Annotated in this window: 29 protein-coding genes; 18 read left to right on the top strand and 11 right to left on the bottom strand. The window is 66.0% G+C overall.

All coding sequences use genetic code 11. The annotated features are described in order from the left end of the window. Positions 1-158 precede the first annotated feature (158 nt). Both XI09_RS33915 and XI09_RS33910 read left to right on the top strand, forming a co-directional pair. The gene (locus XI09_RS33915; RefSeq protein WP_028175186.1) at positions 159-392 is read left to right on the top strand and encodes a DUF6894 family protein; all 234 of its coding nucleotides are present in this window, start codon (positions 159-161) and stop codon (positions 390-392) included. Between the two features lie 9 nt (positions 393-401). Further along, positions 402-578, top strand: coding sequence for a hypothetical protein (locus XI09_RS33910; protein WP_271570744.1), 177 nt, complete (start codon positions 402-404; stop codon positions 576-578). A 186-nt stretch (positions 579-764) separates the two neighbouring features. Here XI09_RS33910 and XI09_RS33905 read toward each other — a convergent pair whose 3' ends face one another. Further along, a complete protein-coding gene (locus tag XI09_RS33905; protein WP_271570743.1) occupies positions 765-1,538 on the bottom strand; it encodes an enoyl-CoA hydratase-related protein in 774 nt (257 codons plus the stop codon). A 141-nt stretch (positions 1,539-1,679) separates the two neighbouring features. Here XI09_RS33905 and XI09_RS33900 point away from each other — a divergent pair, with 141 nt between their 5' ends. Continuing rightward, positions 1,680-3,269, top strand: a complete 1,590-nt coding sequence (locus XI09_RS33900) for a gamma-glutamyltransferase family protein (protein ID WP_271570742.1) — start codon at positions 1,680-1,682, stop codon at positions 3,267-3,269. 87 nt (positions 3,270-3,356) lie between these two features. Then, positions 3,357-3,578, top strand: coding sequence for a hypothetical protein (locus XI09_RS33895; RefSeq protein WP_271570741.1), 222 nt, complete (start codon positions 3,357-3,359; stop codon positions 3,576-3,578). Between the two features lie 55 nt (positions 3,579-3,633). Here the strand turns inward: XI09_RS33895 and XI09_RS33890 are convergent, their stop codons facing one another. Genes XI09_RS33890 through XI09_RS33875 form a run of 4 tightly spaced genes read right to left on the bottom strand, consistent with a single transcriptional unit; the run spans position 3,634 to position 7,107 of the window. Then, positions 3,634-4,920 carry an NAD(P)/FAD-dependent oxidoreductase gene (locus XI09_RS33890; RefSeq protein WP_271570740.1) on the bottom strand — a complete coding sequence of 429 codons (1,287 nt, stop codon included), beginning with the start codon at positions 4,918-4,920 and terminating at the stop codon, positions 3,634-3,636. Between the two features lie 12 nt (positions 4,921-4,932). Beyond that, on the bottom strand, positions 4,933-5,664 hold the full coding sequence (locus XI09_RS33885; RefSeq protein WP_271570739.1) for an amino acid ABC transporter ATP-binding protein: 732 nt from the start codon (positions 5,662-5,664) through the stop codon (positions 4,933-4,935). Beyond that, positions 5,661-6,314, bottom strand: coding sequence for an amino acid ABC transporter permease (locus XI09_RS33880; RefSeq protein ID WP_271570738.1), 654 nt, complete (start codon positions 6,312-6,314; stop codon positions 5,661-5,663). The genes XI09_RS33885 and XI09_RS33880 overlap by 4 nt, the downstream gene beginning before the upstream one ends. 28 nt (positions 6,315-6,342) lie before the next feature. Further along, the gene (locus tag XI09_RS33875; protein ID WP_271570737.1) at positions 6,343-7,107 is read right to left on the bottom strand and encodes an ABC transporter substrate-binding protein; all 765 of its coding nucleotides are present in this window, start codon (positions 7,105-7,107) and stop codon (positions 6,343-6,345) included. 24 nt (positions 7,108-7,131) lie between these two features. On the opposite strand from XI09_RS33875, the gene XI09_RS33870 reads away from it, so the two are divergent. Next, a complete protein-coding gene (locus XI09_RS33870) occupies positions 7,132-7,269 on the top strand; it encodes a hypothetical protein (RefSeq protein WP_211406611.1) in 138 nt (45 codons plus the stop codon). Positions 7,270-7,288: 19 nt separating this feature from the next. Beyond that, positions 7,289-7,948, top strand: coding sequence for a helix-turn-helix domain-containing protein (locus XI09_RS33865; protein WP_271570736.1), 660 nt, complete (start codon positions 7,289-7,291; stop codon positions 7,946-7,948). A 210-nt stretch (positions 7,949-8,158) separates the two neighbouring features. Here the strand turns inward: XI09_RS33865 and XI09_RS33860 are convergent, their stop codons facing one another. Together XI09_RS33860 and XI09_RS33855 are read right to left on the bottom strand one after the other, a co-directional pair. Then, the gene (locus XI09_RS33860) at positions 8,159-9,424 is read right to left on the bottom strand and encodes a D-amino acid dehydrogenase (protein ID WP_271570735.1); all 1,266 of its coding nucleotides are present in this window, start codon (positions 9,422-9,424) and stop codon (positions 8,159-8,161) included. A gap of 70 nt (positions 9,425-9,494) precedes the next feature. Further along, positions 9,495-10,823: an aspartate aminotransferase family protein gene (locus tag XI09_RS33855; protein ID WP_271570734.1), complete on the bottom strand. Its 1,329-nt coding sequence runs from the start codon at positions 10,821-10,823 to the stop codon at positions 9,495-9,497. Positions 10,824-10,971: 148 nt separating this feature from the next. Here XI09_RS33855 and XI09_RS33850 point away from each other — a divergent pair, with 148 nt between their 5' ends. After that, positions 10,972-11,520: a cupin domain-containing protein gene (locus XI09_RS33850; protein WP_018646206.1), complete on the top strand. Its 549-nt coding sequence runs from the start codon at positions 10,972-10,974 to the stop codon at positions 11,518-11,520. A 187-nt stretch (positions 11,521-11,707) separates the two neighbouring features. Next, positions 11,708-11,860 (top strand): hypothetical protein, encoded by a 153-nt coding sequence (locus XI09_RS33845; protein ID WP_271570733.1) that lies wholly within the window; start codon positions 11,708-11,710, stop codon positions 11,858-11,860. Between the two features lie 42 nt (positions 11,861-11,902). Here the strand turns inward: XI09_RS33845 and XI09_RS33840 are convergent, their stop codons facing one another. From XI09_RS33840 to XI09_RS33830, 3 genes are read right to left on the bottom strand one after another with little or no spacing between them, the layout of a single operon-like run. After that, a complete protein-coding gene (locus XI09_RS33840; RefSeq protein WP_271570732.1) occupies positions 11,903-14,164 on the bottom strand; it encodes a xanthine dehydrogenase family protein molybdopterin-binding subunit in 2,262 nt (753 codons plus the stop codon). After that, the gene (locus XI09_RS33835; RefSeq protein WP_271570731.1) at positions 14,157-15,212 is read right to left on the bottom strand and encodes an FAD binding domain-containing protein; all 1,056 of its coding nucleotides are present in this window, start codon (positions 15,210-15,212) and stop codon (positions 14,157-14,159) included. The genes XI09_RS33840 and XI09_RS33835 overlap by 8 nt, the downstream gene beginning before the upstream one ends. Beyond that, positions 15,209-15,706 carry a (2Fe-2S)-binding protein gene (locus XI09_RS33830; RefSeq protein WP_092193433.1) on the bottom strand — a complete coding sequence of 166 codons (498 nt, stop codon included), beginning with the start codon at positions 15,704-15,706 and terminating at the stop codon, positions 15,209-15,211. Before XI09_RS33830 ends, XI09_RS33835 begins: the two co-directional genes overlap by 4 nt. Positions 15,707-15,947: 241 nt before the next feature. Here XI09_RS33830 and XI09_RS33825 point away from each other — a divergent pair, with 241 nt between their 5' ends. Together XI09_RS33825 and XI09_RS33820 are read left to right on the top strand one after the other, a co-directional pair. Further along, a complete protein-coding gene (locus XI09_RS33825) occupies positions 15,948-16,589 on the top strand; it encodes a TetR/AcrR family transcriptional regulator (RefSeq protein WP_271570835.1) in 642 nt (213 codons plus the stop codon). 66 nt (positions 16,590-16,655) lie between these two features. Next, positions 16,656-17,063, top strand: a complete 408-nt coding sequence (locus XI09_RS33820; RefSeq protein ID WP_271570730.1) for a DUF4864 domain-containing protein — start codon at positions 16,656-16,658, stop codon at positions 17,061-17,063. On the opposite strand, the gene XI09_RS33815 is transcribed toward XI09_RS33820, so the two are convergent. Next, entirely contained in the window at positions 17,060-18,325 is a 1,266-nt protein-coding gene (locus XI09_RS33815; protein ID WP_271570729.1) for an MFS transporter, read from the bottom strand. The two genes, XI09_RS33820 and XI09_RS33815, sit on opposite strands and share 4 nt — an antisense overlap. A gap of 76 nt (positions 18,326-18,401) precedes the next feature. On the opposite strand from XI09_RS33815, the gene XI09_RS33810 reads away from it, so the two are divergent. The 8 genes from XI09_RS33810 (at position 18,402) to XI09_RS33775 (ending at position 25,869) form a co-directional block, all read left to right on the top strand. Beyond that, on the top strand, positions 18,402-18,920 hold the full coding sequence (locus XI09_RS33810; RefSeq protein WP_271570728.1) for a hypothetical protein: 519 nt from the start codon (positions 18,402-18,404) through the stop codon (positions 18,918-18,920). 77 nt (positions 18,921-18,997) lie between these two features. Continuing rightward, positions 18,998-19,282 (top strand): hypothetical protein, encoded by a 285-nt coding sequence (locus XI09_RS33805; RefSeq protein ID WP_271570727.1) that lies wholly within the window; start codon positions 18,998-19,000, stop codon positions 19,280-19,282. A gap of 9 nt (positions 19,283-19,291) precedes the next feature. Further along, positions 19,292-20,716 (top strand): TolC family protein, encoded by a 1,425-nt coding sequence (locus XI09_RS33800; RefSeq protein ID WP_271570726.1) that lies wholly within the window; start codon positions 19,292-19,294, stop codon positions 20,714-20,716. 13 nt (positions 20,717-20,729) lie between these two features. After that, entirely contained in the window at positions 20,730-22,067 is a 1,338-nt protein-coding gene (locus tag XI09_RS33795) for a multicopper oxidase family protein (protein WP_271570725.1), read from the top strand. A 35-nt stretch (positions 22,068-22,102) separates the two neighbouring features. After that, a complete protein-coding gene (locus XI09_RS33790; RefSeq protein WP_271570724.1) occupies positions 22,103-22,558 on the top strand; it encodes a cupredoxin domain-containing protein in 456 nt (151 codons plus the stop codon). A 16-nt stretch (positions 22,559-22,574) separates the two neighbouring features. Next, on the top strand, positions 22,575-22,877 hold the full coding sequence (locus XI09_RS33785; RefSeq protein ID WP_271570723.1) for a copper-binding protein: 303 nt from the start codon (positions 22,575-22,577) through the stop codon (positions 22,875-22,877). 355 nt (positions 22,878-23,232) lie between these two features. Continuing rightward, positions 23,233-25,374, top strand: coding sequence for a flagellar biosynthesis protein FlhA (gene flhA / locus XI09_RS33780; protein WP_271570722.1), 2,142 nt, complete (start codon positions 23,233-23,235; stop codon positions 25,372-25,374). 294 nt (positions 25,375-25,668) lie between these two features. Then, a complete protein-coding gene (locus XI09_RS33775) occupies positions 25,669-25,869 on the top strand; it encodes a hypothetical protein (protein ID WP_092193413.1) in 201 nt (66 codons plus the stop codon). Positions 25,870-25,935: the final 66 nt, after the last annotated feature.

Here is a 25,935-nt window from a genome sequence, read left to right as displayed (position 1 = left end):
CAGTCCAGTTGCCCATCACCCGCCTGTGATTAAACCTGTAACGACCTTCGTGCCGACCAATCTCCGTAGATTCCCTTACCGGGCTCGACCCGAATGTTTCGCGAATGCCTGGGGTGGTATCGGTTTGCCGTCCCAATCGCTTTCTACAGGAGGCGTGTATGGTCCAGATGTATTTCCACTGCTCCAATACCGAAGGCACGCTGATCGATCGGTACGGCACGGCGGTAGCCAATCTGACCGAGGCACGCGACCGCGCCGCCCAGATCATGCGCTCGATGATCCTGACGCCCGGTGCGGAAGACTGGCGCGACTGGGTGATCCATGTCAGCGGCGACGACGGCGAGGAGATCTTCGACCTCCCCTTCACCGCCATGCTCGGCAAGCCGCATTGAGGTGATGCCATGCTGCTCGCCTCACTGTGCCTGCTCCGCCAGCCCCTGAGCTTCGTTGCCACCAGATGGCAGACGCTGGTGAGAATCGCCGGCGACCCCTACCGCCCCGAATTGCACTACATGCGCGGGCCCGGCCCGAAATGGCGCGCCAAGTATCAGGCCAGCCGGCTGAACCGCACGCTCTGAGCGCTCGGGCTTCGCTTCCTTCCTAGCTCATCACTTCACCCAACTCGTCATGCCCGGGCCTGTCCCGGGCATCCACGTCTCGGGCCTCCCGTCAGAAGAACGTGGATGGCCGGGACATAGGCGAGCGGAAGCGACGCCGTCCTTCGGACGGCTATGCCCGGCCACGACGACGTGGCGGCAGGGTCCTCACCTCCCCGTAAATCTCGCCTTGCGCTTCTCGACGAAAGCGCTGCGGCCCTCGACCGCGTCGGGGCTCTTGCGGATCGTGGCCTGAAGCTCGATCTCGCGGCGGAACTGGGCCTCGTAGGTCGCGTGCTCGCTCTCCTCGACCAGCGCGCGCGTGGCGACCAGAGCGCGCGTCGGGCCCTCTGCGAGACGGTGCGCCAGCGTCAATGCCTCCCCCATCAGCTTGTCATCGTCGACGACCTGCCGCACCAGGCCGATCTCCTGGGCGCGTTCGGCCGTCAGCGGCTCGTTCAGGAGCATCAGCTCGAGCGCGCGCTGGCGGCCGATCAGCCGCGGCAACAGCCAGGTCGAGCCGAGATCGGGCACCAGCGCAATGCGGCTGAACACCTGGATGAAGCTCGCCGACCGCGCCGCAACGATCATGTCGCCGGCCATCGCGAGGCTGAAGCCGCCGCCGGCCGCCACCCCGTTGACGGCGACGACGACAGGCACGCGGCATTCGCGCAACGCCCTGAAGGCCGGCCAGTAGAAGCGCATCACGCCGGCCGCGATGTCCTCGCCGAGCGCTTCGGAGGCCTTCAAATTCTGTCCCGAGCAGAAACCGCGCCCGGCGCCGGTGAGGATCAGCGCACGAACACCCTCGTCCTGTGTCATCTCGCCGACGGCGGCCGCCAGCGCGCCGAGCAGGTCCGGCGTCATCGCGTTCAGGCTCGCCGGCTCGTCCAGCGTCAGGATCCCGACCGCGCCATCCCGCGCCTGTTTCACACCAGCCATGCCGCTTCTCCCTTTGGATGTTCTCGTTGGCCGCAATGTGCCATTGTCCGCGCGCTTCGCCAATTGCGGAGCTTTCAAGTCGGCGCCATGAAGCCAAGTCCACGAAGACAAGACCACCGAAGACAGACACAAGACCGCATCATGCCTCACCAGTTCAGCCTCGCCCAAACCGTCCGCAAGCCTGCCGTCAAGACCAAGGGCGGCATCGTCGCCGCGCAGTCGCGCCGGGCCGCCGAAGTGGGGGCGCAAGTGCTGGCTGCGGGCGGCGATTGCGTCGACGCGATCGTCGCGACCACCATGGCGCTGAACGTGCTGGAGCCCTGGAACAGCGGCATCGGCGGCGGCGGCGCGATGGTGCTCTACCGCGCCAGGGAAAATCGCACCGAGGTGATCGACTACGGCATGTGCGCGCCGCAGAGCTTGCGCGTCGCGGACTATCCGCTCAGCGGCGAAGGCGCAGCCTCCGATCTCTTTCCCTGGCCGCGGGTGAAGGACGACCGCAACGTCCATGGCCCCGGCGCGATCGCCGTGCCCGGCGTCGTCGCCGGCATGGAGGAAGCGCATCGCCGCCACGCCAAACTGCCGTGGAAAGACCTGGTCGCGCCGGCCGCCGCACTCGCCGGCGAAGGCCTGCTGGCCGACTGGTGGACCACACTGACGATCGCAAGCTCGGCGGCCGATCTCCGGCGCTATCCCGCGAGTGCGGCAGCCTTCCTGAAGGACGGCCTGCCGCCGAGCGCGCCCTGGGGCATCAAGTCCGAGACGCGGCTGCCGCAGGACAAGTTGAAGGCGACGCTGTCGCACCTCGCCGAAGCCGGACCGCGCGACTTCTACGAGGGCGATCTCGCCAGGAGCATCGCATCCGACATCAAGGCCGACGGCGGCTCGCTGTCGGTGGAGGATCTCGCTGCCTTCCGCGCCCATCCGCGCGAGCCGCTGGCAATTCCCTATCGCGGCGGCAAGGTGTTTGCGACGCCGGAGCTCACGGCCGGACCGACGCTGGCGCACGCGCTGCGCCTGTTGCAGCAAAATCTGAAACCGGCGGGTGCGCCCGATGCCGCCACCTACGCCGAATATGCGCTCGCCCTGCAAGCGGCCTATCGCGAGCGGCTCAAGGACATGGGCGATGCCGACGGCAAGCGCTCGCTCGGCGCCGAATATCTGGCACCGGCCTGCACCACGCATTTCTCCGTCGTCGACCGCCACGGCAATATCGCCGCGGTGACGCAGACGCTGCTCTCGTCCTTCGGCTCGAAATACGTGACGCCGCACACCGGCATCGCCATGAACAACGGCATCATGTGGTTCGATCCGACGCCGGGCACCACCAACTCGCTCGCACCTAGCAAGCGCTGCCTCACCAACTACACGCCCGTCATTGCCGAGACCAAAGACGGCAAGCGTCTCGCCATCGGCGCCTCCGGCGGCCGCCGCATCCTGCCGGCGGTGATGCAGCTCGCATCCTTTGCGATGGATTTCGGCATGGACCTCGACGCGGCGATCCATCAGCCGCGCATCGACGCCAGCGAGGGCGCGGTCGTGATCGGCGATATCAGGCTGCCGGCGGACGCTCGCAAGGCGCTCGCGGCCCGCTTCGACTATGAGGAGACGCAGGTGCAGGCCGTGCCGATGAAGTTCGCCTGCCCGAGCGTGGTGATGCGCGACGGCGACACGAATTCGGGCGCGGTCGAGATCTTCCAGCCGTGGGCTGACGCCGTCGCCGAATCCTGAGCGTCACGACTCCTCCACATTTGCAGGGAACTTACCTGCGCACAGTCCGTTCATTGAATGGACAAGTGCGCTCGCCCACTGGAGGACATGATGAAGAAACTTGCGCTCGCCGCATCGCTGATCGTTGCAGCCGGCCTCACACTCACCAGTCCCGTGCTGGCCAAGGGCGGCCATGGCGGCGGACACGGTCATGGCCACGCGATGGGCCATCATCACCATGGCACACCGCCCGGATGGTCGCATGGACGCAAGGTCGGCTGGCGCGGTTACGGGTGCCCGCCCGGACTGTGGAAGCAGGGCCGCTGCTAAGAAGCCCGGATCGGCACGACGGTACGCCGTCCCTCAAAGGGGCGGCGCAATACTTTTAGATCCCCAAGCGGTCCCGCACCCGCCCTGTGATGACCGCGGTCGTCACCCCCACCGGCCAGAATGCATGCATCGGGATCGGCTTGATGCCGGTGACGGGCATGTCGATATCGGCCTTGGCGCCGCCGATCAGACGGCGGGCAAGCTGCGCGCCCATCGCGGTCGAGAGCGCGACGCCGCGGCCGTTGCAGCCGAGCGAGATCAGGATGCTTTCGGCGGGCTCATGCACATGCGGATAGTGGTCCTTGGTGATAGCGAGCCGGCTATTCCAGCCATGGGTCCAGGCGACGCCCTTGAGCTGCGGCCATAGCCGCTCGGCGTAGCGGATGAGATAGGCGACATCCGACGGCGAGCTGATCCAGCGCATCGGACCGCGGCCGCCCATCAAGAGGCGATTTTGCTGGTCGATGCGGTAATAGACCGTGATGTGGCCGCTCTCGTAGAGCACGGGGCGCGTCGGCATGATCGAACGGGCGACCTCGTCGGAGAGCGGCGCGGAGGCAGCGATCGAGGAAAACACCGGCACAATGGTGCGGCGGAGCGCCGGCCAGAGATCATCGGTGAAGCCGTTGGTGGCGAGCAGCACCTTGTCTGCACGAACGACCGCGCGCGGCGTCTCGATGCGCCAATGCGCACCGTCGCGGCGGAGCGACAGCGCCGGCGTCCCGCCATGCACCTTCGCGCCCGCCGAAATCGCCGCGCGCGCGAGACCGCGGGCGTAGCTGAGGGGATGCAGATCGCCGCCGCGCGTGTCCAGCATGGCGCCGATATAGCGGTCGGTGCCGGTCATCTCGCGCAACTGTTCGCGATTCAGATATGTCACCGGCATGCCGCGGCGGATGCATTGCTGCGCGGTTTTTTCGATCGCGGCAGCGCTGGCCTCGTTATAGGCCGCGCGCAGCGTGCCGTTCTGCCGCGCCTCGCACGGGATCTGGTAGCGACGGATCAGCTCGTGGGTGAAATTGGTGGTGCCGTACGAGAACTCGATCATGCGGCGGCCGAGTTCAGTGCCGAAATCAGCCTCGATCTGATCGGGGTCGTGCTTCAAGCCGGGATTGGTGTGGCCGCCATTGTTGCCGGACGCGCCCCAGCCCGGCTCCTGCGCCTCCAGCACCAAGGCCTCGACGCCCTGCTCCGCCAGATGCAGCGCGGTGGACAGGCCGGTATAGCCGCCACCGACGATCGCAACGGAGACGGTCTTGTCGACGTCGAGCGGCGGCGTGGCGACCGGCGCCACGGCGGTGTCGGCATAGAGCGAGGGCGGCAGAGGCAGGCGCGCAGTCATGGCGAGGACCGATCAGAGCGGATGCAGCACACGGCGCAGGAAATCCTGCGTGCGCGGGTGCTGGGGTTGGTTGAGCACCGATTTGGCCGGCCCCTGCTCGACGATGACGCCGCCGTCGATGAACAGCACGCGGTCGGCGACGTCGCGCGCAAAACCCATCTCGTGGGTGACGACGACCATGGTCATGCCGTCGTCGGCGAGCTTGCGCATCACGCCGAGGACGTCGCCGACGAGCTCGGGATCGAGCGCCGAGGTCGGCTCGTCGAACAGGATGGCCTTGGGCTGCATCGCGAGCGCGCGGGCGATGGCGACGCGCTGCTGCTGGCCGCCGGACAGCTGCGGCGGGTGCGCGTCGGCTTTCTCGGCGAGGCCCACTTGCGCAAGCAACACGCGGCCGCGCTCGAGCACCTGCGCACGCGGCTCCTTCTTCACATAAAGCGGCCCCTCGACCACGTTCTCCAGCACCGTGCGATGCGGAAACAGGTTGAAGCGCTGGAACACCATCGAGACCTGGGTGCGGACTTTCACGATCGACGGCGCATCGCGGTCGACCTTCAGTCCCTCGACACTGATCTCGCCGCGGTCGTAGCTTTCCAGCCCGTTGATACAACGCAAAATGGTCGACTTGCCGGAACCGGAGGGGCCGACGATGCAGACCACCTCGCCCTTCTGCACGGAGGCCGTGATGCCCTTGAGCACCTCGTTCTCGCCGAAGCTTTTGTGAACGTCGGTGAGCTCGATCATTTCTTGCCCGCCCGCTTTTCGAAGTGACGGACCAGCAGGATCAGCGGAATGCTCATGGTGAGGTACATCAGCGCGACCAGCGTGAACACATTGGTGTTCTTGAAGGTCGAGGACGCAATCAGCTTGCCCTGAAGGGCGAGCTCCGCGACCGTGATCGTGGAGGCTTGCGAGGAATCCTTCAGCATCATGATCATGACGTTGCCGTAAGGAGGCAGCACGATGCGCACCGCCTGCGGCAGCACCACGCGGCGCATCGTCAGCCACCAACCCATGCCGATCGACTGCGCCGCCTCGATCTGGCCCTTGTCGATCGCCTCGATGCCGGCCCGGAAATTCTCCGCCTGGTAGGCCGAATAGGCGATGCCGAGCCCGAGGATCGCGGCCTGCAACGCGGACAGCGTGACGCCGAGATCGGGCATCACGAAATAGAGGTAGAACAAGAGCACGATGATCGGGATACCCCGGATCACGTTGATCAGGCTGGCGCTGAGCATCGACAGCGCCTTGATGCCGGAGACCCGCATCATCGCCCAGGCGAGGCCAAGCACCGTCGAGAGCAGCAGCGAGCCGATGGTGACGACGATCGTCAGCGCGACGCCGTTCATCAGGATCGGGAAGAACTCGGCAGCGTCGTGCCAGAAGCCTTTCATCGGGCAGCCTTCGATCAGCCTCTAAAGATCAGCCCTGAGCCTTCTGGCCCCATTTTTCGAGGATCTTGTCGATGGTGCCGTTGGCCTTCAGCTTTGCCAGCGAGGCGTTGATCTTGCCGAGCAGCGCGCTCTCGCCCTTGCGCACGCCGATGCCGACCGAGCCGACGGTGACCGGCTTGTAGCCATCGACGAGGCGCACCTCGGGGAAGCCGCCCTGCTTCAGATTATAGGCGAGGATCGGATAGTCGGCGTAGCCGGCCTTGAGGCGGCCGGTGTTCACGTCGCGCAGGATGTCGGGAATGGTGTCGTACGCTTTCACGTCTGCAAACAGGCCGGTCTTCTTCAGCGCGTCGACGAAGGCGGTGCCGACCTGGGCGCCGACGGTCTCGCCCTTCAGGTCGTCCTGCGTGGCATAGGCCTTGGTATCGCTCTTCGGTACGACGAGGCCTTCACCATAGGTGTAGATCGGGTCGGAGAAGTCGACGACCTCCTTGCGCGGCGCCGTGATGAACATCGCAGCGGCGATGATGTCGATCTTGCTCGAGGTCAGCGACGGGATCAGCGCCGAGAACGCCATCGGCTCGATCTGTACATTGAGGCCGGCGTCCTTGCCGATCTCGGTGATGAGATCGACCATGATGCCCTGAATGGTGTTGGTCTTGGTGTCGAGGAAGGTGAAGGGAATGCCTGTCGGCGTCGAGCCGACCTTCAGCACCTGCTGCGCGGAGGCCGGCACGACCGCGGCAATCGCGAGCGCCGCGACTGCGGCCTGGACAAAACGCTTCAACGCCATCGCATCCCCCTTTGGGTCCGGCCGATGGCGGCGCTCGCAGATGTCTTGATCGCAGACGTTGCGGGCCAAGCCGTTTCGGCCTATTTTCACCAATATGAAAATTTGGTCACACTTTCGCGGGTGATGCAAGCGGTTTTCATGCACATGAAGGAAGCGGTTTGACGTGAGCGGTGGCAAAAGAATGCGCAAACCGGCCGCCGCAAAGCCGGCCAGGAAGGTGAGGGCCAAGAAGGTGCCGGCCAAGACCGTCGCCAAGCCGGCCGAGCCCGCGATGGATGTCGCGGTCGGCCGCCGCATCCGCGATATCAGGCGCGTCAGGCAATTCTCGCTGGAAACAGTCGCCGCGCGCACGGACCTGTCGATCGGTTTCCTCAGCCAGATCGAGCGCGGCCTGTCGTCGCCGTCGCTCCGCGTGCTGGCAACACTCGCCGACGTGCTCGGCGTCGGCATCGCCGCGCTGTTCGGCGCAAGCCCGAGCGCCGACGGAGCCTCCGACCAGGTGGTGACGCGCGGACTTCAGCGGCCCGAGCTGAAGCTGTGGCGCACCGGCGTCTCCAAGCAATTGCTGAGCCCGGCCAGCGCCGACAACCGGCTCAACCTGTTCCTGGTGCATCTGGAGCCCGGCGGCTCCACCGGGGACGAGCTCTACACCCATGACGGCGAAGAGGCCGGCCTCGTGCTCGAAGGCGAGATGATGCTGACGGTGGACAGCGAGACGTGGTCGCTGAAGACGGGCGACGGCTTTCGGTTTGCGAGCCGCAGGCCGCACCGGTTTTCAAATCCGGCGCAGGTTGCCAAGGCTGTGGTGCTGTGGGTGAATTGCGTGACGGGGGCGGGGTAAGCTTCTCGTCCTCAGCGAACACAGCGCCAGCCCCGTCATCCTGAGGTGCGAGGCTTGCGATGCGATCGCATCGCAAGGGGAGCCTCGAAGAATGCACGGCCTCGATACAGCCGGGCCGTCGCCCTTCGAGGCTCACCGCACGGCGCTGTTGCGCCGCGCAGCTCGCGCCTCAGGGTGACGGTGACAGGGTTCTGTGCGCGGAGAAACCGCTTACCCGAACCGGTGAGCGTACCGATCCACCGTCAGCGCGCTGACGTCGATGTCCGGCTTCTTGCCCGACAGCATGTCCGCGAGCACCCGTCCCGAACCGCAGGACATGGTCCAGCCGAGCGTGCCGTGGCCGGTGTTGAGGTGGAGGTTGGCGTATTGGGTCGGGCCGATCACGGGCGGGCCGTCCGGCGTCATCGGGCGCAGGCCGCTCCAGAACGTCGCCTTGGCGAGATCGCCGCCGCGCGGGAACAGATCGGTCAGGGAGTGATCGAGGGTGGCGCGGCGCGCATCATAGAGCTTGCTCGAATAGCCCGAGATTTCGGCGGTGCCGCCGACACGGATGCGATTGCCGAGCCGCGTGATCGCGACCTTGTAGCTCTCGTCCATCACGGTCGATTCCGGCGCGCCCGCGGCGTCCTTGATCGGCACCGTGATCGAATAGCCCTTCACCGGATAGACCGGCAGCGAGATGCCGAGCGGCGCAGCGAGCCGCGACGACCAGCTTCCGAGCGCGAGGACGTAGGCGTCGGCCTGCAACAGGCCGGCGCTGGTCGCGACGCCGCTGACGCGCGCCCCGTCCGTGACGATGCTGTCGATGCCGGTGTTGAACATGAAGCGCACGCCGAGCGCCTCGGCATGCTTGGCCAGCGCCTGCGTAAACATGTGGCAGTCGCCGGTCTCGTCCTGCGGCAGGCGAAGTCCGCCGGCGAACTTCTCCTTCACGCCGGCGAGCGCCGGCTCGACCGCGATGCAACCCTCGCGGCTCAGCACCTCAAAGGGCACGCCATATTGCTTGAGCACGGCGATGTCTTCGCCGGTGCCGTCGAGCTGCGCCTGGTAGCGGAACAGCTGGAGCGTGCCTTGCGAGCGCTCGTCATATTGAATGCCGATGTCGCGGCGCAGGTCGCGCAGGCAGTCGCGGCTGTATTCCGCGATCGGGATCATCCGGCTCTTGTTGACCGCGTAGCGTTCGCTGGTGCAGTTGCGCAGCATCTTGAGTAGCCAGACCCACATCACGGGATCGAGCTTCGGCCGGATCACCAGCGGGCCGTGCTTCATCAAGAGCCACTTGACCGCCTTCACCGGCACGCCGGGGCCGGCCCAGGGCGAGGAATAGCCGGGCGACACCTCGCCGGCATTGGCGAAGGATGTCTCCAGTGCCGGTTCCGGCTGACGGTCGACGACCGTCACCTCGTGGCCTGCACGTGCAAGGTAGTAGGCAGAGGTGACACCGATGACACCGCTGCCGAGGATCAGAACTTTCACGCTTCGTCAAACTCCCGCGGCATCACGCTCGCCGCTGCAAGGAAACTACTCGCAACGGCGAGAGCAATTATCAGGCCACCTTCTTGATGGCGTCGCCGAGGATCGAGACCATCTGGTCGATGTGGCTCTTCTCGACGATGAGCGGAGGCGACATCGCGAAGCTATCGCCGCTCATGCGCAGGTAAAGGCCGGTGTTGAAGCAGTCGACCATCACGTCGTAGCCGCGCGCGCCGACCACGCCGTCACGCGGCGCCAGCTCGACCGCGCCCATCAGGCCGCAATTGCGGATGTCGACGACGTTCGGCAGGCCCTTCAGCGAATGCAGCGCATCGCGCCAATATTCGGCGATCGAGGCACCGCGCGTGAGCAGGCCTTCGTCCTTGTAGATGTCGAGCGTCGCGATGCCGGCGGCGCAGGCCGTCGGATGCGCCGAATAGGTGTAGCCGTGGAACAGCTCCATCTGGTTCTCGGGGCCGACCATCAGGCCGTCGTGAACCTTGCGGCTTGCGAACACCGCGCCGCAGGGAATGGTGCCGTTGGTGATGCCCTTGGCCGTCGTCATCAGGTCCGGCGTGACACCGAAGAAGTTGGCGGCGAACGGCGTGCCGAGACGGCCGAAACCGGTGATGACCTCGTCGAAGATCAGGAGAATGCCGTGCTTGTCGCAGATCTCGCGCAGGCGCTGGAGATAGCCCTTCGGCGGCGGCAGCACCGCGGTCGAACCCGGCACCGGCTCGACGATGACGGCGGCGATCGTCTCGGCGCCGTGCAGGGCCACCAGGCGCTCGAGATCGTCGGCGAGCTCGGCACCATGCTCGGGCTGATCCTTGGCGAAGGCATTGCGGGTGAGATCGTGGGTGTGGCGGATGTGGTCGACGCCCGGCAGCAGGGTCGTGAAGGCGCGACGGTTGGCGACCAAGCCGCCGACCGACGTGCCGCCGAAGCCGACGCCGTGATAACCGCGCTCGCGGCCGATCAGGCGGGTGCGGCTCGCCTGGCCGTTGGCGCGATGATAGGCGAGCGCGATCTTGAGCGCGGTATCGACCGACTCGGAGCCGGAGTTGGTGAAGAAGATCCGGTCGAGGCCCTTCGGCGCGATCTCGGCGAGCCGCTCGGCGAAGTCGAACGCCAGCGGATGGCCCATCTGGAACGAGGGCGCGAAGTCCAGCGTCATGAGCTGCCGCTCGACCGCGGCGGCGATCTGCTTGCGGCCGTGGCCGGCATTGACGCACCAGAGGCCGGCGGAACCGTCGATCACCTTGCGGCCGTCGACGGTGGTGTAGTGCATGCCCTCGGCCGAGGAGAACAGGCGCGGCGCCTTCTTGAACTGCCGGTTGGCCGTGAACGGCATCCAGAACGAGTCGGTCTTGATAGTGTTCGGAATCTGATGAAGGGTCACGGCCGCGCTCCTTTGCTGACCTGCTAGCAGAGGCACGGCTTCCAAGGCGCAACAAGTCCTTTTCTGGTGACCTGCAAGCCATTGATTTCACTGGGGCCACTGGTCCATATTTGCGCGATCCGCAACACCTGCAACAGGGACCAGGGGCATGAGCGTCGACATCGGTGGACGGCTGCGATTCATCCGGGCGCGCCACAAGCTGTCGCAGCGCGAGCTTGCCAAGCGCGCCGGCGTCACCAATTCGACGATTTCGCTGATCGAATCCAACCAGATGAACCCGTCGGTCGGCGCGCTCAAGCGCATCCTCGACGGCATCCCGATGGGGCTCGCCGAGTTCTTCGCGCTGGAGCCGGAGAGCCGGCGCAAGATCTTCTATCGCGCCGAAGAGCTGACCGAGGTCGGCAAGAAGCCGATCTCGTATCGGCAGGTCGGCGACAATCTGTTCGGCCGCAGCTTGCAGATTTTGAAGGAGCGCTACGAGCCCGGCAGCGACACCGGGCGCGTTCACCTTGTCCATGACGGCGAGGAAGGCGGCATCGTGATCTCGGGCAAGCTCGAAGTCACCGTCGAGGACGAACGCCGCATCCTCAATCCCGGCGATGCCTATTATTTCGAGAGCCGCCGCCCGCATCGCTTCCGCTGCGTCGGCGGCAAGCCGTGCGAAGTGATCTCGGCCTGCACGCCGCCGACCTTCTGAGTGCGATCAGCCGCACCCGGAAGGCTACGGAACCGGCTTTTATCTGGCGAGGCTTGAGCCATCTCAATTTCTATTGGCCCAACCGCTCTATATTGGGAAACGTAGCCGAGCAGCCTGGCACAAAGGTGCTGAGGTTATGGCCCGGACTCCTAGGCTCTCCGGGGCCGCTTCGTAACGGAGCTCGCGCATGAAGATCACCCTCGCCAATGCAGAAGCCGCGCTCGACGAAGTTCGGCGCGATGCCGACAAGCTCCACTCGCGCGAGCTGCGCGAGGCCATCGCCCAATACATCGAGACGCAGCGAGAGGCGATCAAGGCCCTCCGCAAGAAGCTGCATTAGCGAGAAGCGGCGGAGCGAGAAGATCTCGCCCCACCTTTTGCCTCAGCGCTGCGTCAGCAGCTCCTCGATCCGGATCGGAAAGCGGCGCACCCGCACGCCGGTCGCGTGCCAGACGGCGTTGGCGACCGCGCCGGCGCTGCCGGTGATGCCGATCTCGCCGACGCCCTTGATGCCGAGCGCATTCACATGCGGGTCGTGCTCCTCGACCGTGATCACATCGAGCGGCGGCACGTCGGCATTCACGGGGATGTGGTACTCGCCGAGATTGGCGTTCATGATCCGGCCGCTGCGGCGGTCGGTGATGGCCTCCTCGTGCAGCGCAAAGGACATGCCCCAGATCATGCCGCCGAACAGCTGGCTCTTCACCAGATGCGGATTGACGATGCGCCCTGCCGCGAAGGCGCCGACCATGCGCGTGACGCGAACCTGGCCGAGCTCGGGATCAACCTTCACCTCCGCGAACACCGCGCCATGGGCGTGCATCGCATACTCCTCCATCGCCGCAGGATTCGGCGCGCCGGTGCCGCGCGCTTCGACCTCCGCGACGCCGGCACGCGTGAGGATCTCGGCATAGCTCTCGCCGCGACTCTCGTCGTCGCGCCGGAACAGCTTTCCGTCACGCGCGACCACGCCCGCATTGCCAGCTCCGAACAGCGGCGAGCGCTCGTCATTGGTGGCGAGATCGGCGAGCTTTGCGATCACGGCCGCGCCGGCGCTGTGGATCGCGGCGCCCGCGGTCGCCGTGTGTGCCGAGCCGCCGGCAATGCCGGCGTCGGGCAGGTCCGACGTGCCGGCTTTGAATTCGACGCGGTCGATATCGAGACCGAGACCGTCGGCTGCGATCTGGGCGAGTGCCGTCCAGGCGCCCTGCCCCATGTCGTGCGCACCGATCTCCATCGCACCGGTGCCGTCCCGGCGGATCGCCGCGCGCGCTTCCGCTTGGAACATCAGCGCCGGGAAGGTCGCGGTGCCCATGCCCCAGCCGACCAGAAGACCGGCATCGTCGCGCATCTGCCGCGGCTGGAGCGACCGCTTGGCCCAGCCGAAGCGCGCGGCGCCCTGCTCGTAGCAGGCACGCAGCGCCTTGGATGAGAACGGCTTTCCCGTGATCGGCTCGACCTCGGCATAGTTCTTCAGACGGAAGGCGAGCGGATCGATGCCGCAGGCCCAGGCCATCTCGTCGATCGCGCTTTCCAGCGCGATCGAGCCGGTCGCCTCGCCGGGGGCGCGCATGAACAGCGGCGTGCCGGTGTTGACGCGCACGGCATCGTGCGAGGTGCGGATCGCAGGGCTCGCATAGAGCGTGTGCGAGGCATCGGCAGCGGGCTCGTAGAAGTCGTCGAACGTGCTCGACACGGTCCTCGCATGATGATCGAGCGCGGTCAGGCGCCCCTCGCCGTCGGCGCCGATGCGCAGCCGCTGGCGCGTCGGCGCACGATGGCCGACGGGGCCATACATCTGCTCACGGCGCAACACGAGCTTCACCGGCCGGCCGACGAGCTTGGCGGCCATGATGCCGAGGGTCGGCGGGCCGGACATCAGCCCCTTGGAGCCGAAACCGCCGCCGAGGAACGGGCTGCGGATGTGGATCTTGTCAGGCGCAATGCCGAACAGCTCGGCGATGCGGCCGAGCGACAGCATCAGGCCCTGGGTCGGCATGTCGACCGACAGGCTGTCGCCGTCCCACGACGCGACGATCGCATGCGGCTCCATGGCGTTGTGATATTGCGGCGGCGTTTCGTACGTCGCGTCGATCTGCTTCTCGGCCGAGGCAAGCCCCGCCTCGACATCGCCGTGGTGATTTTCCGTGGGGTTGCCGACGCCGACGACCGGCGGCACGAAGCTTTCGCCGGCGTCGAGGCCGACGAGCGCAGGCAGCGCCTCATAGCGCGGCGCCAGCAGCACCGCGCCTTCCGTCGCGGCCTCCAGCGTTTCGGCGATCACGACGGCGATCGGCTGGTTGGCGTAGCGGACCTCGTTGCTCTGTAGCACCTCCATCCGGAACACGAACGGGTTGGTCTTGATCTCCGGGTCGACTGCAAGCTGCGGCTTGTGATCTGATGTCATGACGTCGACGACGCCGGGATGGCGCTTGGCAGCCGTGACATCGAGCGAGACCACGCGGCCGCGCGAAATGCTCGAGACCGCCATCACCGCAAACAGCATGCCGGGCGGATGGTTGTCGGCGGCATAGGTCGCCTGACCCTTGACCTTGAGGATGCCGTCGCGCCGGGTCAGCGGCTGGCCGATGTTCGAGCCGTGGCGCAGATTGGCGGGAGCGCTGGTGAGATTGAGCTCAGGCATGGATGGCTCCGGAGGTCGAGGCAAAGGGAGAAGCCGGCAGCGCCGGCAGGCGCGCCGGCGTACCGGCGGCGGCGAGGGTCAGCGCGCGCACGACGATGCGGCGGGCGAGCTCGATCTTGAAGGCGTTGTCGCCGGACGGCTTTGCGTCGGTGAGCGCGCGCCAGGCGGCTTCCTGGAAGGCGTCGGCCGTCGGCGTGACACCCTTGAGAACGTCTTCCGAGGCGCGAGCACGCCAGGGCTTTGCGGCAACGCCGCCGAGCGCTATCCGCGCCTCCTTGATCTTGCCGTTCTCGATCTGCAACGCAGCGGCGGCCGAGACGACGGCAAAGGCGTAAGAGGTACGCTCGCGAACCTTGAGATAGCGCGCATGCGCCGCAAAGTCGCGTGCCGCAGGTGGCAGACGCACCGCCGTGATCAGGTCGCCGGCTTCGAGCACGGACTCGCGCTGAGGCGTATCACCGGGCAGGCGATGCAGTTCGTCCAGCCCGATCTCGCGACGGCCGTTCCTGCCCTCGATCTCGACCATGGCGTCAAGTGCGACCAGGGGAACGCAGAAGTCCGAGGGATGCGTGGCGATGCAGCTCTCGCTCCAGCCGAGCACGGCATGGGCGCGGTTCTCGCCGTCGCGGGCGTCGCAGCCACTGCCCGCCTCGCGCTTGTTGCAGCGGCTGGCGGTGTCATAGAAATACGCACAGCGCGTCCGTTGCAGCAGATTGCCGCCGACGGTCGCGGCATTGCGCAGTTGCGCCGACGCGCCGGAGAGCAGCGCTTCGGCGACCGCCGGACAGGACCTTGCGAAGTCGGCATCGTGCGCGAGATCGGCGTTGCTCATCAGCGCGCCGATGCGCAACGACCCATCGGCGAGATGTTCTATTCCGTCGAGCCCCTCGAGATGCGTGACATCGACCAGGCGATCCGGACGGCTGACGCCGCCCTTCATCAGATCGAGCAGGTTGGTGCCGGCGGCGAGATAGGTCGCGCCCGGCTGGGCGGCGGCGGCAACGGCCTCGGCAACCGTGGCCGGCCTGACATAATCGAACGGTTTCATGCGGAGCGCCTCTGATTGGATTCGTCCATGCCGGCCTGCGCCTCGCGCACGGCATCGACGATGCCGGCATAGGCGCCGCAGCGGCACAGATTGCCGCTCATGCATTCGCGGATGCGTTCGGGATCGTCGCCGGCCTGGGCCTCGCGCATCATGCCGATCGCGCTCATGATCTGGCCCGGCGTGCAGAAGCCGCACTGAAATCCGTCATGGGCGATGAAGGCGGCCTGCACGGGGTGAAGCTGGTCGCCGCGCGCGACGCCTTCGATGGTGAGGATGTCGGCGCCGTCATGGCTGATAGCGAGCGCGAGGCAGGAATTGATGCGCTTGCCGTCGACGAGAATGGTGCAGGCGCCGCACTGGCCGCGGTCGCATCCCTTCTTGGTTCCGGTCAGATGGAGGCGCTCACGCAAGAGATCGAGCAGCGTGACGCGCGGATCGTCGAGGACGAAGTCGCGCCGCGCACCGTTCACGGTGAGGCTGATGGAGTGGTTCATACAAGGCTCCGATCAGATATGGACATGAGTGATCGCGCAGCGCGCCACCGCCGTGGCCGCCGTCGATTCCAGCGTTGACCAGGCGGAGCCGGGCCAACATCCCGGTGAAGATACGGAGGCACCCTCCGCTTAACAAGGGTTGCCGAAAAATATTTGGAAATCGTCAAAAGCCCATGCGCCACCAACGCGATGCAGCCCGGCAAGGGTTCAATCTAACCAATTCGTGATCTACATTGCCGGCATGGACGACCACACCGACCAGACCCGAAAGCCCCGCGCCGATGCCGTGCGCAATCGCGAGCGCGTGCTCGAAGCGGCCAAGGCCGTGTTCAACGCGGGAGGTCCGGAAGCGAGCCTGGAGGCGGTGGCAAAGCGTGCCGGCGTCGGCATCGGCACGCTCTATCGGCATTTCCCGACACGCGAGGATCTGTTCGAGGCGGTGTATCGGCGCGAGGTCGAGCAGCTCAGCGAGCTCGCCGAGCAATTGAAGATTGCGAAGGACCCGGTCGACGCGCTGCGCCGCTGGCTACGTTCCGGCGTCGAATTCGTGGCCACCAAAAAAGGCATGTCGGCGGCGCTGGCGCTGACGTTCCAGAGCTCGTCGGAACTCGCGGCCTTCTCGATGGACCGGCTGACCAAGGCGATCGGCTCGCTGCTCGACCGCGCCGTCGCGGCCGGCGAAATGCGTGCCGATGTCAGCCCGGAAGACCTGCTCAGGGCTCTGATCGGCATGTGCTACATGCACGACCAGCCCGGCTGGCAATCCTCGGTGCTGCGCATGCTCGACGTGTTCGTCGACGGACTGCGCGTGCAGCCCGGCGCCAAGGCCAAGGCGCGCGCCGGCGCCAAGCCCGCGAGGCCGGCGCCGAAGCGAAAGCGATAGCGCGTCCCGCGCTCTCCAAGATCGTGCTAGGATCGAGGCCGCCGGGATATCAGCGCGGAGCCTGTCATGCGCATTGCCGCCTTGCTTGTCTTTCTCAGCGTCGCCTTCAGCCCGCTCTGCGCACTTGCCGACGACGTCGCCGCGGCACAAGGCATCATCCGCGCCCAGGAGCAGGCGTTCGTCCGCGACGATGCCACGGCCGCCTATTCCTATGCCGCACCGGCGATCAAGGAGATTTTCCCCGCCCCCGACATCTTCATGTCCATGGTGCAGAACGGCTACGCCCCTGTCTATCGTCACAAGAGTTTTGAATTTGGCGAGAGCAAGAGCGAGGGTAACTGGATCGCGCAGCGCGTCCACATCGTCGATGCCAATGGCGAAGCCTGGGAAGCTCTGTACACGCTCGAGCAACAGGCGGACGGCAGCTACAAGATCACCGGCTGCTCGCTGTTGAAGGCGGGACAGGCCGTCTAGGTCGCAAAACCCGGTCCTGCCTTGACCGAATTCATCCGCGAGCGGATCAGCAAGGTCAGGACGATGGCGAAATTGACGGCGTTCCAGGCCACGCCGTTCGCGAATGCCGCGGCATACGAGCCGGTGGCATCGAAGATGACGCCCGACACCCAGCCGCCGAAGGACATGCCGAACACCGAGGCGAAGATCACGATGCCGACGCGGGTCGCTGCCTCGCCTGCCGGCATCGCCTCGCGCACGATGATGGCGTAACTCGGCACGATGCCGCCCTGGAACAGGCCGAACATCGCGGAGATCAGGTAGAGCGAGGCGAGGCTGTCGAAGAACAGGTAGAACACCAGCGCAAAGCCCTGCGCCAGCGACCCGACCAGCAGCGTGCGGATGCCGCCGATCTTGTCGGCGAGAAAGCCCGAGCCGATCCGGCTGACGATGCCGCAGGCCATCATCAACGACAGCATCTCGGCGCCCCTCGCCACGCCATAGCCGAGATCGCCGCAATAGGCGACGATATGGACCTGCGGCATCGCCATGGCGACGCAGCACGAGATGCTGGCGATCGAGAGCAGCACCGTCAGCGTGTTGGTCGAGAGCTTGAGATCGACCTGCGGCGGCGGCGCATTGGCGTGATCACGAACCTTGTCGTCGCCCATCCTCGTGCGAAGGACCAGCACCAGGATGGTCATCAGGCCCACGCAGACGAGGCCGATCCCGATATGGGTATGGCGCCAGCCGATCGTCTGCATCCCCCAGCTCACGATCGGAGGCCACATCGTGCCGGCGAAATAATTGCCGCTGGCGACGATGGTCACGGCGAGGCCACGATAGCGCTCGAACCAGTGCGAGGCCTCCGCCATCAGCGGTGCGAAGGTCGCCGAGGTGCCGAGCCCGATCAGGAAGTACGCCGCCACGAACTGCCAGAGCTGACCAGACAGGCCCGCGAGCACATTGGCGACGCCGAGGAAGGCGATGCTGATCGCCATCGCCGGCACGATGCCGAACCGGTCCGTGATCTTGCCGGCGATCACGCCGCCAAGCCCGAAGCCGAACATCATGAGGGTGAAAGCCAGCGACACCGCGCCGCGCGTGGCGGCGAATTCGGCCTGGACTGCGGGAATCATCACCACGATCGCCCACATGCCGACGCCTCCGATCGAGCCGATCAGGAGCGCAATGACAAGCCGCACCCAGGCCTGACGGGAATCAGGGCTGAATGAGTCTGAGGTTTGTCCGGAATGATTTGGCGCGTGCACGGGCCGGACCATGGCCCGCGGATCGGAACAGGGTCAAGCTTCGTGGCGTGATATTGGGCATGCGCGGTGCACTGCGGTAAGAAGGAGCTTGGCGGATGCGCGTTTTGCCATTAGTTTGCAATCAGCGTGTGCAACATTGCCGCGCGAGGAGCATATCGGCGGAATGTTGCTGCGATTGACGCGATCGATGCGGATCAGGGTGGGGCGAATCATTGCCCTCACCTATCTGTTCTGCGTGCTCGCGCCGGCAGCAAGCCTCGCCTGGGGACATGGCCCGGCGCCGTGTCTCGACGAAACATTGCTCGCCGATCTCGTCCCGGCCCATCATCAAACGCCGTCAAGCCATATGCATGACGGCGCCTCGCATGATCACGCCGGGCCACACGCGCATCACCACACCGCCGCACAGGACGCCCCCGCTTCGCATCATCACGACGGCAAGGGGACAGTCGGCCCGTGCTGCGCGATGATGTGCGTGAGCGCGCTGCCGGCCGATCTGCCCATCGTCGCCAAGCCGCTGCAGCCCGTCTCCACCTGCGCGCCCGAGATCGTGGTCAGCCTGCACAGCGCGGCGCCGCCCCGGCTCTACCGTCCCCCCATCGCCTGATCTGACGCGACGACGTCAGGGCCAGCGCGCGTCTGCGCGCGGGAACCTGTGGTCTCAGGACAGATCAGGGATGAATCATGCTTACGCTTTCCGGGGCGAAGTCCGCTGCCGCATCCGCGGCGCGTGGACGACACTTTCGATGTCATTGGCCGCTGCTGGCTGCGATTGCGCTGGCACTGTCCGGCTGCATGCCGGCAGCCACGCAGGTCGCAGGCGCCGATCCTGCCGATCCGGCGGCGAAGGTCGCGCCGGCCGGCTATCGGTCCACCATCGCGCCCTATAGCAGCCTGCGGCCTGCGACGCCGGCGCCATGGCGCGACCGCAACGACGCCGTCGCGCCGCAGCCGAAACAAGACCGGTAGGAACCCGCCATGACACACCATTTTGCGCGGGGCCTGCTCGTCCTCATTGCGCTCAGCGTTTCCGGCTGCGCCGCGTTCTCGCCCGACAGCGGCATGACGGCGGTTTCAGACCTGACCGGCCAGACCATCAACAAGGACATCGCCTTCGTGCGGACGGCCGAGGGAGCCGACGTTGTCGACGCGCGCGTTCGCCGGCTGCTCTCGCGGACGCTGAGCGCCGAGACCGCCGTGCAGATCGCGCTGCTCAACAACAAGGGGCTGCAAGCGGCGTATAATGAGCTGGCGCTGGCCGAGACCGAACTGGTGGAGCAGAGCCTGCCGCCCAATCCCGTCTTCTCGATCTCGCGGATATCGGGCAATGGCGCGAGCGAAATCGAGCGCCAGGTGGTCGGCGACATCCTGGCGCTGGCCACCCTGCCGTTCCGCTCCGACATCGCCCGCGACCGCTTCCGCCAGGCCCAGTTGCGTGCGGCGCTGGCGACGCTGCGGCTCGCCGCGGACGTGCGGCGCGCTTATGTCCGCGCAGTCGCCGGCAACGAGATGGTGGTGCTGCTGACGGACGCGAAGGCCACGGCGGAATCGACCGCACAGCTTGCGGTCAAGCTCGGCGAGACCGGCTCGATCAACAAGCTCGACCAGGCCCGCGAACAGGTGTTCTACGCCGAGACCACCGCCGACCTCGCGACCGCGCGGCAGTCGGCAACCAGCGCACGCGAAAGGCTCGCACGCCTGATGGGGCTGTGGGACGGCGGCCTCGATTTCCGCCTGCCCAACCAGCTGCCGCCGCTGCCGCGCCGGCCGCAGGCATTGCCGTCGATCGAGGTCGACGCGGTCGCCCATCGCATCGACCTGCAGATCGCGCGGCTGGAGCTGACGGCGCTGGCGAAGTCGTTGAACCTCACGGAAGCGACGCGCTTCGTGACGCTGCTCGATCTCGCCGGCATCTCCCGCCGCACCCAGGATCCGGAAGGCGCGCCGTTCCGCGAACGCGGCTTCGACGTGCAGTTCCAGATCCCGATCTTCGACGGCGGCGAGGTCCGCATGCGGCAGGCAGCCGAGACCTACAACCTCGCCTTCAACCGCCTGACCGAGCGCGCCGTGAACGTGCGCTCGGAGGCACGCGACGCCTATCGCGCCTACCGGTCGACTTACGATATCGCCAGCCACTACCAGCGCGAGATCCTGCCACTGCGCAAGATCATCACCGAGGAGATGCAGCTTCGCTTCTCCAGCATGCAGGTCGACATCTTTGCGCTGCTCACCGAGGCGCGACAGCGCCTGGCGGCACTGCGCGGCGCCATCGACGCCCGGCAAAAATTCTTCCTCGCCCAGTCCGACCTGCAGACCGCCATCAACGGCGGCGGTGCACCTGCGGCCGGCGGCGACAATTCAACCACCATCGCCGCGGCAGCGCCTGCCGATGGCGGCCACTGAGACGGAGGCCAGCATGTATTCCCGCCGAGGATTTTTGGGCACCGCCGCGCTTGCCAGCGCGTCGGCCATCAGCGGCCGCGTCCAGGCCGCGTCGATTCCGGAAGCACCTCACATGGACAAGGTGGTGATGCAGCCGCCGCTGCATCCGACCAGCGGCCCCGACTATCGTCCCGTGGTCACGCTGAACGGCTGGTCGCTGCCGTTCCGCATGAACGGCGACTGGAAGGAATTCCACCTCGTCGCCGAGCCCGTGGTGCGCGAGTTCGCCGAAGGCATGAAGGTGAACCTGTGGGGCTATAACGGCCAGTCGCCGGGACCGACCATCGAGGCGGTCGAGGGCGACAAGGTCCGCATCTTCGTCACCAACAAACTGCCCGAATACACCACCGTGCACTGGCACGGCATGATCGTGCCGAGCGGCATGGACGGCGTCGGCGGACTCAATCAGCCGCACATCGAGCCCGGCAAGACCTTCGTCTACGAGTTCGAGATGAAGAAGAGCGGGACCTTCATGTACCACCCGCATTCCGACGAGATGGTGCAGATGGCGATGGGCATGATGGGCATGGTCGTCGTGCATCCGCGCGATCCGCACTTCCGCCCCGTCGACCGCGACTTCGTCTTCGTGATGAGCACCTATCGGGTCGACCCCGGCACCTACTTGCCGCAGGTCAACGAGATGACCGACTTCAACATGTGGACCTGGAATTCGCGGGTGTTTCCCGGCATCGATCCGATGCCGGTGCGGCTCGGCGACAAGGTGCGCGTGCGCATCGGCAATCTCAGCATGACCAACCATCCGATCCATCTGCACGGCCACAGCTTTGCGGTGACCTGCACCGACGGCGGCTGGATTCCTGAGAGCGCGCAATATCCGGAGACGACCACCGACGTGCCGGTCGGCGCGGTGCGGGTGTTCGACGTGCTCGCCGACAATCCCGGCGACTGGGCGTTCCACTGTCACAAGTCGCACCACACCATGAACGCGATGGGGCACGAGGTGCGCAATCTGATCGGCGTGTCGCGCAAGGATCTCGCCAAGGCCGTCGGCAAGCTGGCGCCTGACAGCATGGCGATGGGCTCGACCGGCATGGCGATGGGCAACATGGAGATGCCCACGCCCGACAACACGCTGCCGATGATGACCGGCACCGGCCAGTTCGGTCCGATCGAGATGGGCGGCATGTTCACGGTGATGAAGATCCGCGAGGACCTCGCGCGCGACGATTACCGCGATCCCGGCCCGTACAAATTCCCGCAAGGCACGGTCGCCTACGAGGTCACGCCGCCGGCCGGCGAACCGGCGCGGCAAAAACCCGGCGCCGCGCCGATGAAGAACATGAAGATGTGAGCGTTTCGATCAACCACCACCAACTGGAGACTGCAATGAAGAAGACCATCAAGCTCGGCCTCGTGCTGGCGGCGCTGTCGACCGCGCCGGCTTTCGCCCACGATCAACACGGGCACGGGACCTTTTCGGCCGGCGAGCCCGGCGATCCCAGGAAGCCCGCGCGCACCATCGAGATATTGATGAACGAGATGGACTACGCCCCCTCCAGGATCGAGGTCAAACGCGGCGAGCAGATTCGCTTCGTGCTGCGCAATGTCGGCAAGGAGGACCATGAATTCCTGCTCGCCACACCCAAGGAGAATCTCGCGCATGCGGAGGTGATGAAGAAGCATCCGCACATGGAGCACGACGATCCCAACGGTGTCAGGCTCGCGCCGAGCAAGACGGCCGAGATCCTCTGGAAGTTCAGCAAGGCCGGCACGTTCGAATTTTCCTGCCTGATCCCCGGCCATCGCGACTACGGCATGGTCGGCCACGTCACCGTGAATTGAAGCAAAGGAGAAAACCATGAAACCGATCAACCGCTTCACCACAGCGCTCGCGCTGACGCTGGGCCTGACCTTCGGTGCCGCCGCGGCGCAGAGCGCCTCGATCAGCGGCGAGGTAAAGAAGATCGACGAGAGCGCCGGCAAGATCACGCTCAAGCACGGGCCGGCCAAGAGCCTCGGCATGGACGAGCCCATGACCATGGTCTACCGCGTCAAGGACCCCGCTTTGCTCAAGCAGGTGAAGGTCGGCGACAAGGTCACCTTCGAAGCCGAGGAGGCGGCTTCGGGCTACACGGTGACCAGAATCGAGAAGGCGAAGTAGGCGGGCACCCTCCCACGCCGTCATTCCGGGGCGCGCCTCTTGGCGCGAACCGGAATCCAATTCCCACGACACCTGCAGCACGATGGATTCCGGGTTCGCCCTCCGGGCGCCCCGGAATGACACCCCTGGAGGCCGAAATACCCCGGTCTGACCTCCTGCCGCACCCCTCGTTAACCCTTTGCTAACCATACACCCGGCAAGAATTGCCGGGTGAAGTCGAGTGTCGTCAGCCGCGTAAAACGGGAGGTCCCCCGTGGACGCCAGTGCGGTGCCTCACTTTCGGAACGGCGGCCCTTCGGCCGCCGCGCAGACGTTTGGGGCGCGCGGCCGGCAGTCGCGCGGGGAGGCAGCTACCATGGTCGACGTCACCGCGGGACAGGGCGTAGGGAGCACAAACGCCGGCGTCCCCACCCTTGCCGAGATCGTCAACATCCTCAAGCGCGGCGACATCGCGCTCGCGCTCGGCATCCTCACCATCCTGGTGGTCTTGATCCTGCCGCTGCCCGCGATCGTGCTCGACCTGTTCCTGGCGATCTCGATCACGCTCTCGATCCTGATCCTGATGACGTCGCTGTTCATCCAGGCGCCGCTGGAATTCTCCGCCTTCCCGACCATCCTGCTGATCTCGACCATGCTGCGGCTGTCGCTCAACATGGCCTCGACCCGCCTGATCCTGTCGCACGGGCACGAGGGCACGGATGCCGCCGGTCACGTCATCGAAGCCTTCGGCAGCTTCGTGATGGGCGGCAATTTCGTCATCGGCATCATCGTTTTCGCGATCCTGATCATCGTCAACTTCGTCGTCATCACCAAGGGTTCGGGCCGCATCGCCGAAGTCGCCGCGCGCTTCCACCTCGACGCCATGCCCGGCAAGCAGATGGCGATCGACGCCGATCTCTCCGCCGGCCTGATCGACGAGAAGGTCGCCAAGGAGCGCCGCAAGGCGCTGGAGGACGAGAGCGGCTTCTTCGGCGCTATGGACGGTGCCTCGAAATTCGTTCGCGGCGACGCCATCGCCGGCCTTCTGATCGTCTTCATCAACGTCGTCGGCGGCATGATCATCGGCGTGGCGCAGCAGGGCCTGTCCTTCGCCGACGCCGGGCGCAGCTACACGCTGCTGACCGTCGGTGACGGCCTCGTCACCCAGGTGCCGGCGCTGATCGTCTCGACCGCGGCCGGCCTGCTCGTCTCCAAGGCCGGCGTCTCCGGCGCCGCCGACAAGGCGCTGATGAAGCAGTTCTCCGGCTATCCGCAGGCGCTGGCGATGTCCTCGGCCGTCATGCTGGTGCTGGCGGCGCTGCCGGGCATTCCGACCATCCCCTTCCTCGCGCTCGGCGCCGGCGCCGGCGCGCTGGCCTGGACCGCGCGCAACCGCAACCGTGCAACCGCCAAGGCTGACGAAGCTGCCAAGGCCGCGCCCGCTGCCGGTACGCCCGGTGCGCCGGGCGCGGCTGCAACCGAAGAGCCGATCTCGGCGGCGCTGAAGATCGACGACCTCAAGATCGAGCTCGGCTATGCGCTGCTGCCGCTCGTCAACGGCCCCGATGGCACCGACCGCCTTACCGAACAGATCAAGGCGCTGCGCCGCTCGCTCGCGATCGAGATGGGCTTTGTGATGCCGGCGGTGCGCATCCTCGACAACGTCCAGCTCGAAGCCAACACCTACATCATCAAGATCAAGGAGGTCGACGCCGGCACCGGCAAGATCTGGCCGAACCAGTTCATGGTCATGGACCCCGGCGGCAGCCAGGTTCAGGTGCCCGGCATCCACACCACCGAGCCGACCTTCGGCCTGCCCGCGACCTGGGTCGATGCCAGTCTCAAGGAAGAGGCTTCGCTCAAGGGCTACACCGTGGTCGACGCCGCGACCGTGCTCTCGACCCACCTCACCGAGCTGCTCAAGGCCAACATGTCGGACCTGCTCTCCTATGGCGAGGTGCAGAAGCTGCTCAAGGAGCTGCCGAAGGAGCAGAGCGAGCTGGTCAAGGACATCGTCCCCGGACAGGTCACGGTCTCCGGCATCCAGCGCGTGCTGCAGCTGCTGCTCGCCGAGCGCATCTCGATCCGCGATCTCTCCACCATCCTCGAGGGCATCGCCGACTCGCTCGCCTTCTCGCGCAATCCCGCCACCATGGTCGAGCATGTCCGTGCCCGCCTGGCGCGGCAGATCTGCGCGCAGAACACCTCCTACAACGGCTATCTGCCGCTGATCGCGCTGTCGGCGCGCTGGGAGCAGGCCTTCGCCGAATCCATCATCGGCCAGGGCGAGGAGCGCAGCCTCGCGATGCAGCCCTCGAAGCTGTCGGAGTTCATGACCGCCGTACGCGAGGCCTTCGAGCGCGCCGCGCGCGAAGGCGAGGCGCCGGTGCTGGTCACCTCGGCGGCAATTCGTCCCTTCGTCCGCTCGCTCGTCGAGCGGTTCCGCGCCCAGACGACCGTGCTGTCGCAGGCTGAAATCCACCCCAGGGCGAGGTTGAAAACGGTCGGAAGCATCTGATTTGCCTTAAGAAGCCGTGTGTTTTTCGGCCACAGGCAAATGGTTTTTGAGTTCCTGGCGCCTTGTCGACCAAATGCGGACAGGACGCCTGACAGGCACATTACGACTTTGAAATAATTATAGAATTGCACGATCGAGGATCACTTTTGATCGCGATCTATCACGTAGTTTCACGCTCTTGTGATCGCCCCTTGGGAACGAATCCCCCCAATACTAGGTTGTTGGGCACCGGAAGCATGAACCTGCCTGAACGGGCGGGCGACTACTTCGGGTAGATGGCGGCAGGAGGCTTCCATGAACCACTCGATCTACAGCGCAGATCGCTCGACCCATCTGAAGATCGTGGTCGTTGCGCTCGTCGCAGGGATCGCGGTGGCGGGCTTCGGCATCACCGCACGCTCGGGTTCGGATGAAGGTCTGACCCAGACGGCTCGCGTCATCAAGGCCGGCAAGCCGGTCGTTATCACCAGTTCGAACGCGTCCCTCGTTCGCTAAGGAGATCTGACGAGTTTTGTGAATTCACGCGGCTCTTTACCAGCCCCCCAAAGTCGCCACGTGGAT

This window comes from Bradyrhizobium sp. CCBAU 11386 (assembly GCF_028128955.1).
Classification (GTDB): Bacteria; Pseudomonadota; Alphaproteobacteria; order Rhizobiales; family Xanthobacteraceae; genus Bradyrhizobium.
The sequence above is the reverse complement of the archived record's forward strand: the minus strand, read 5'-3'. Positions and strand labels throughout refer to the sequence as shown.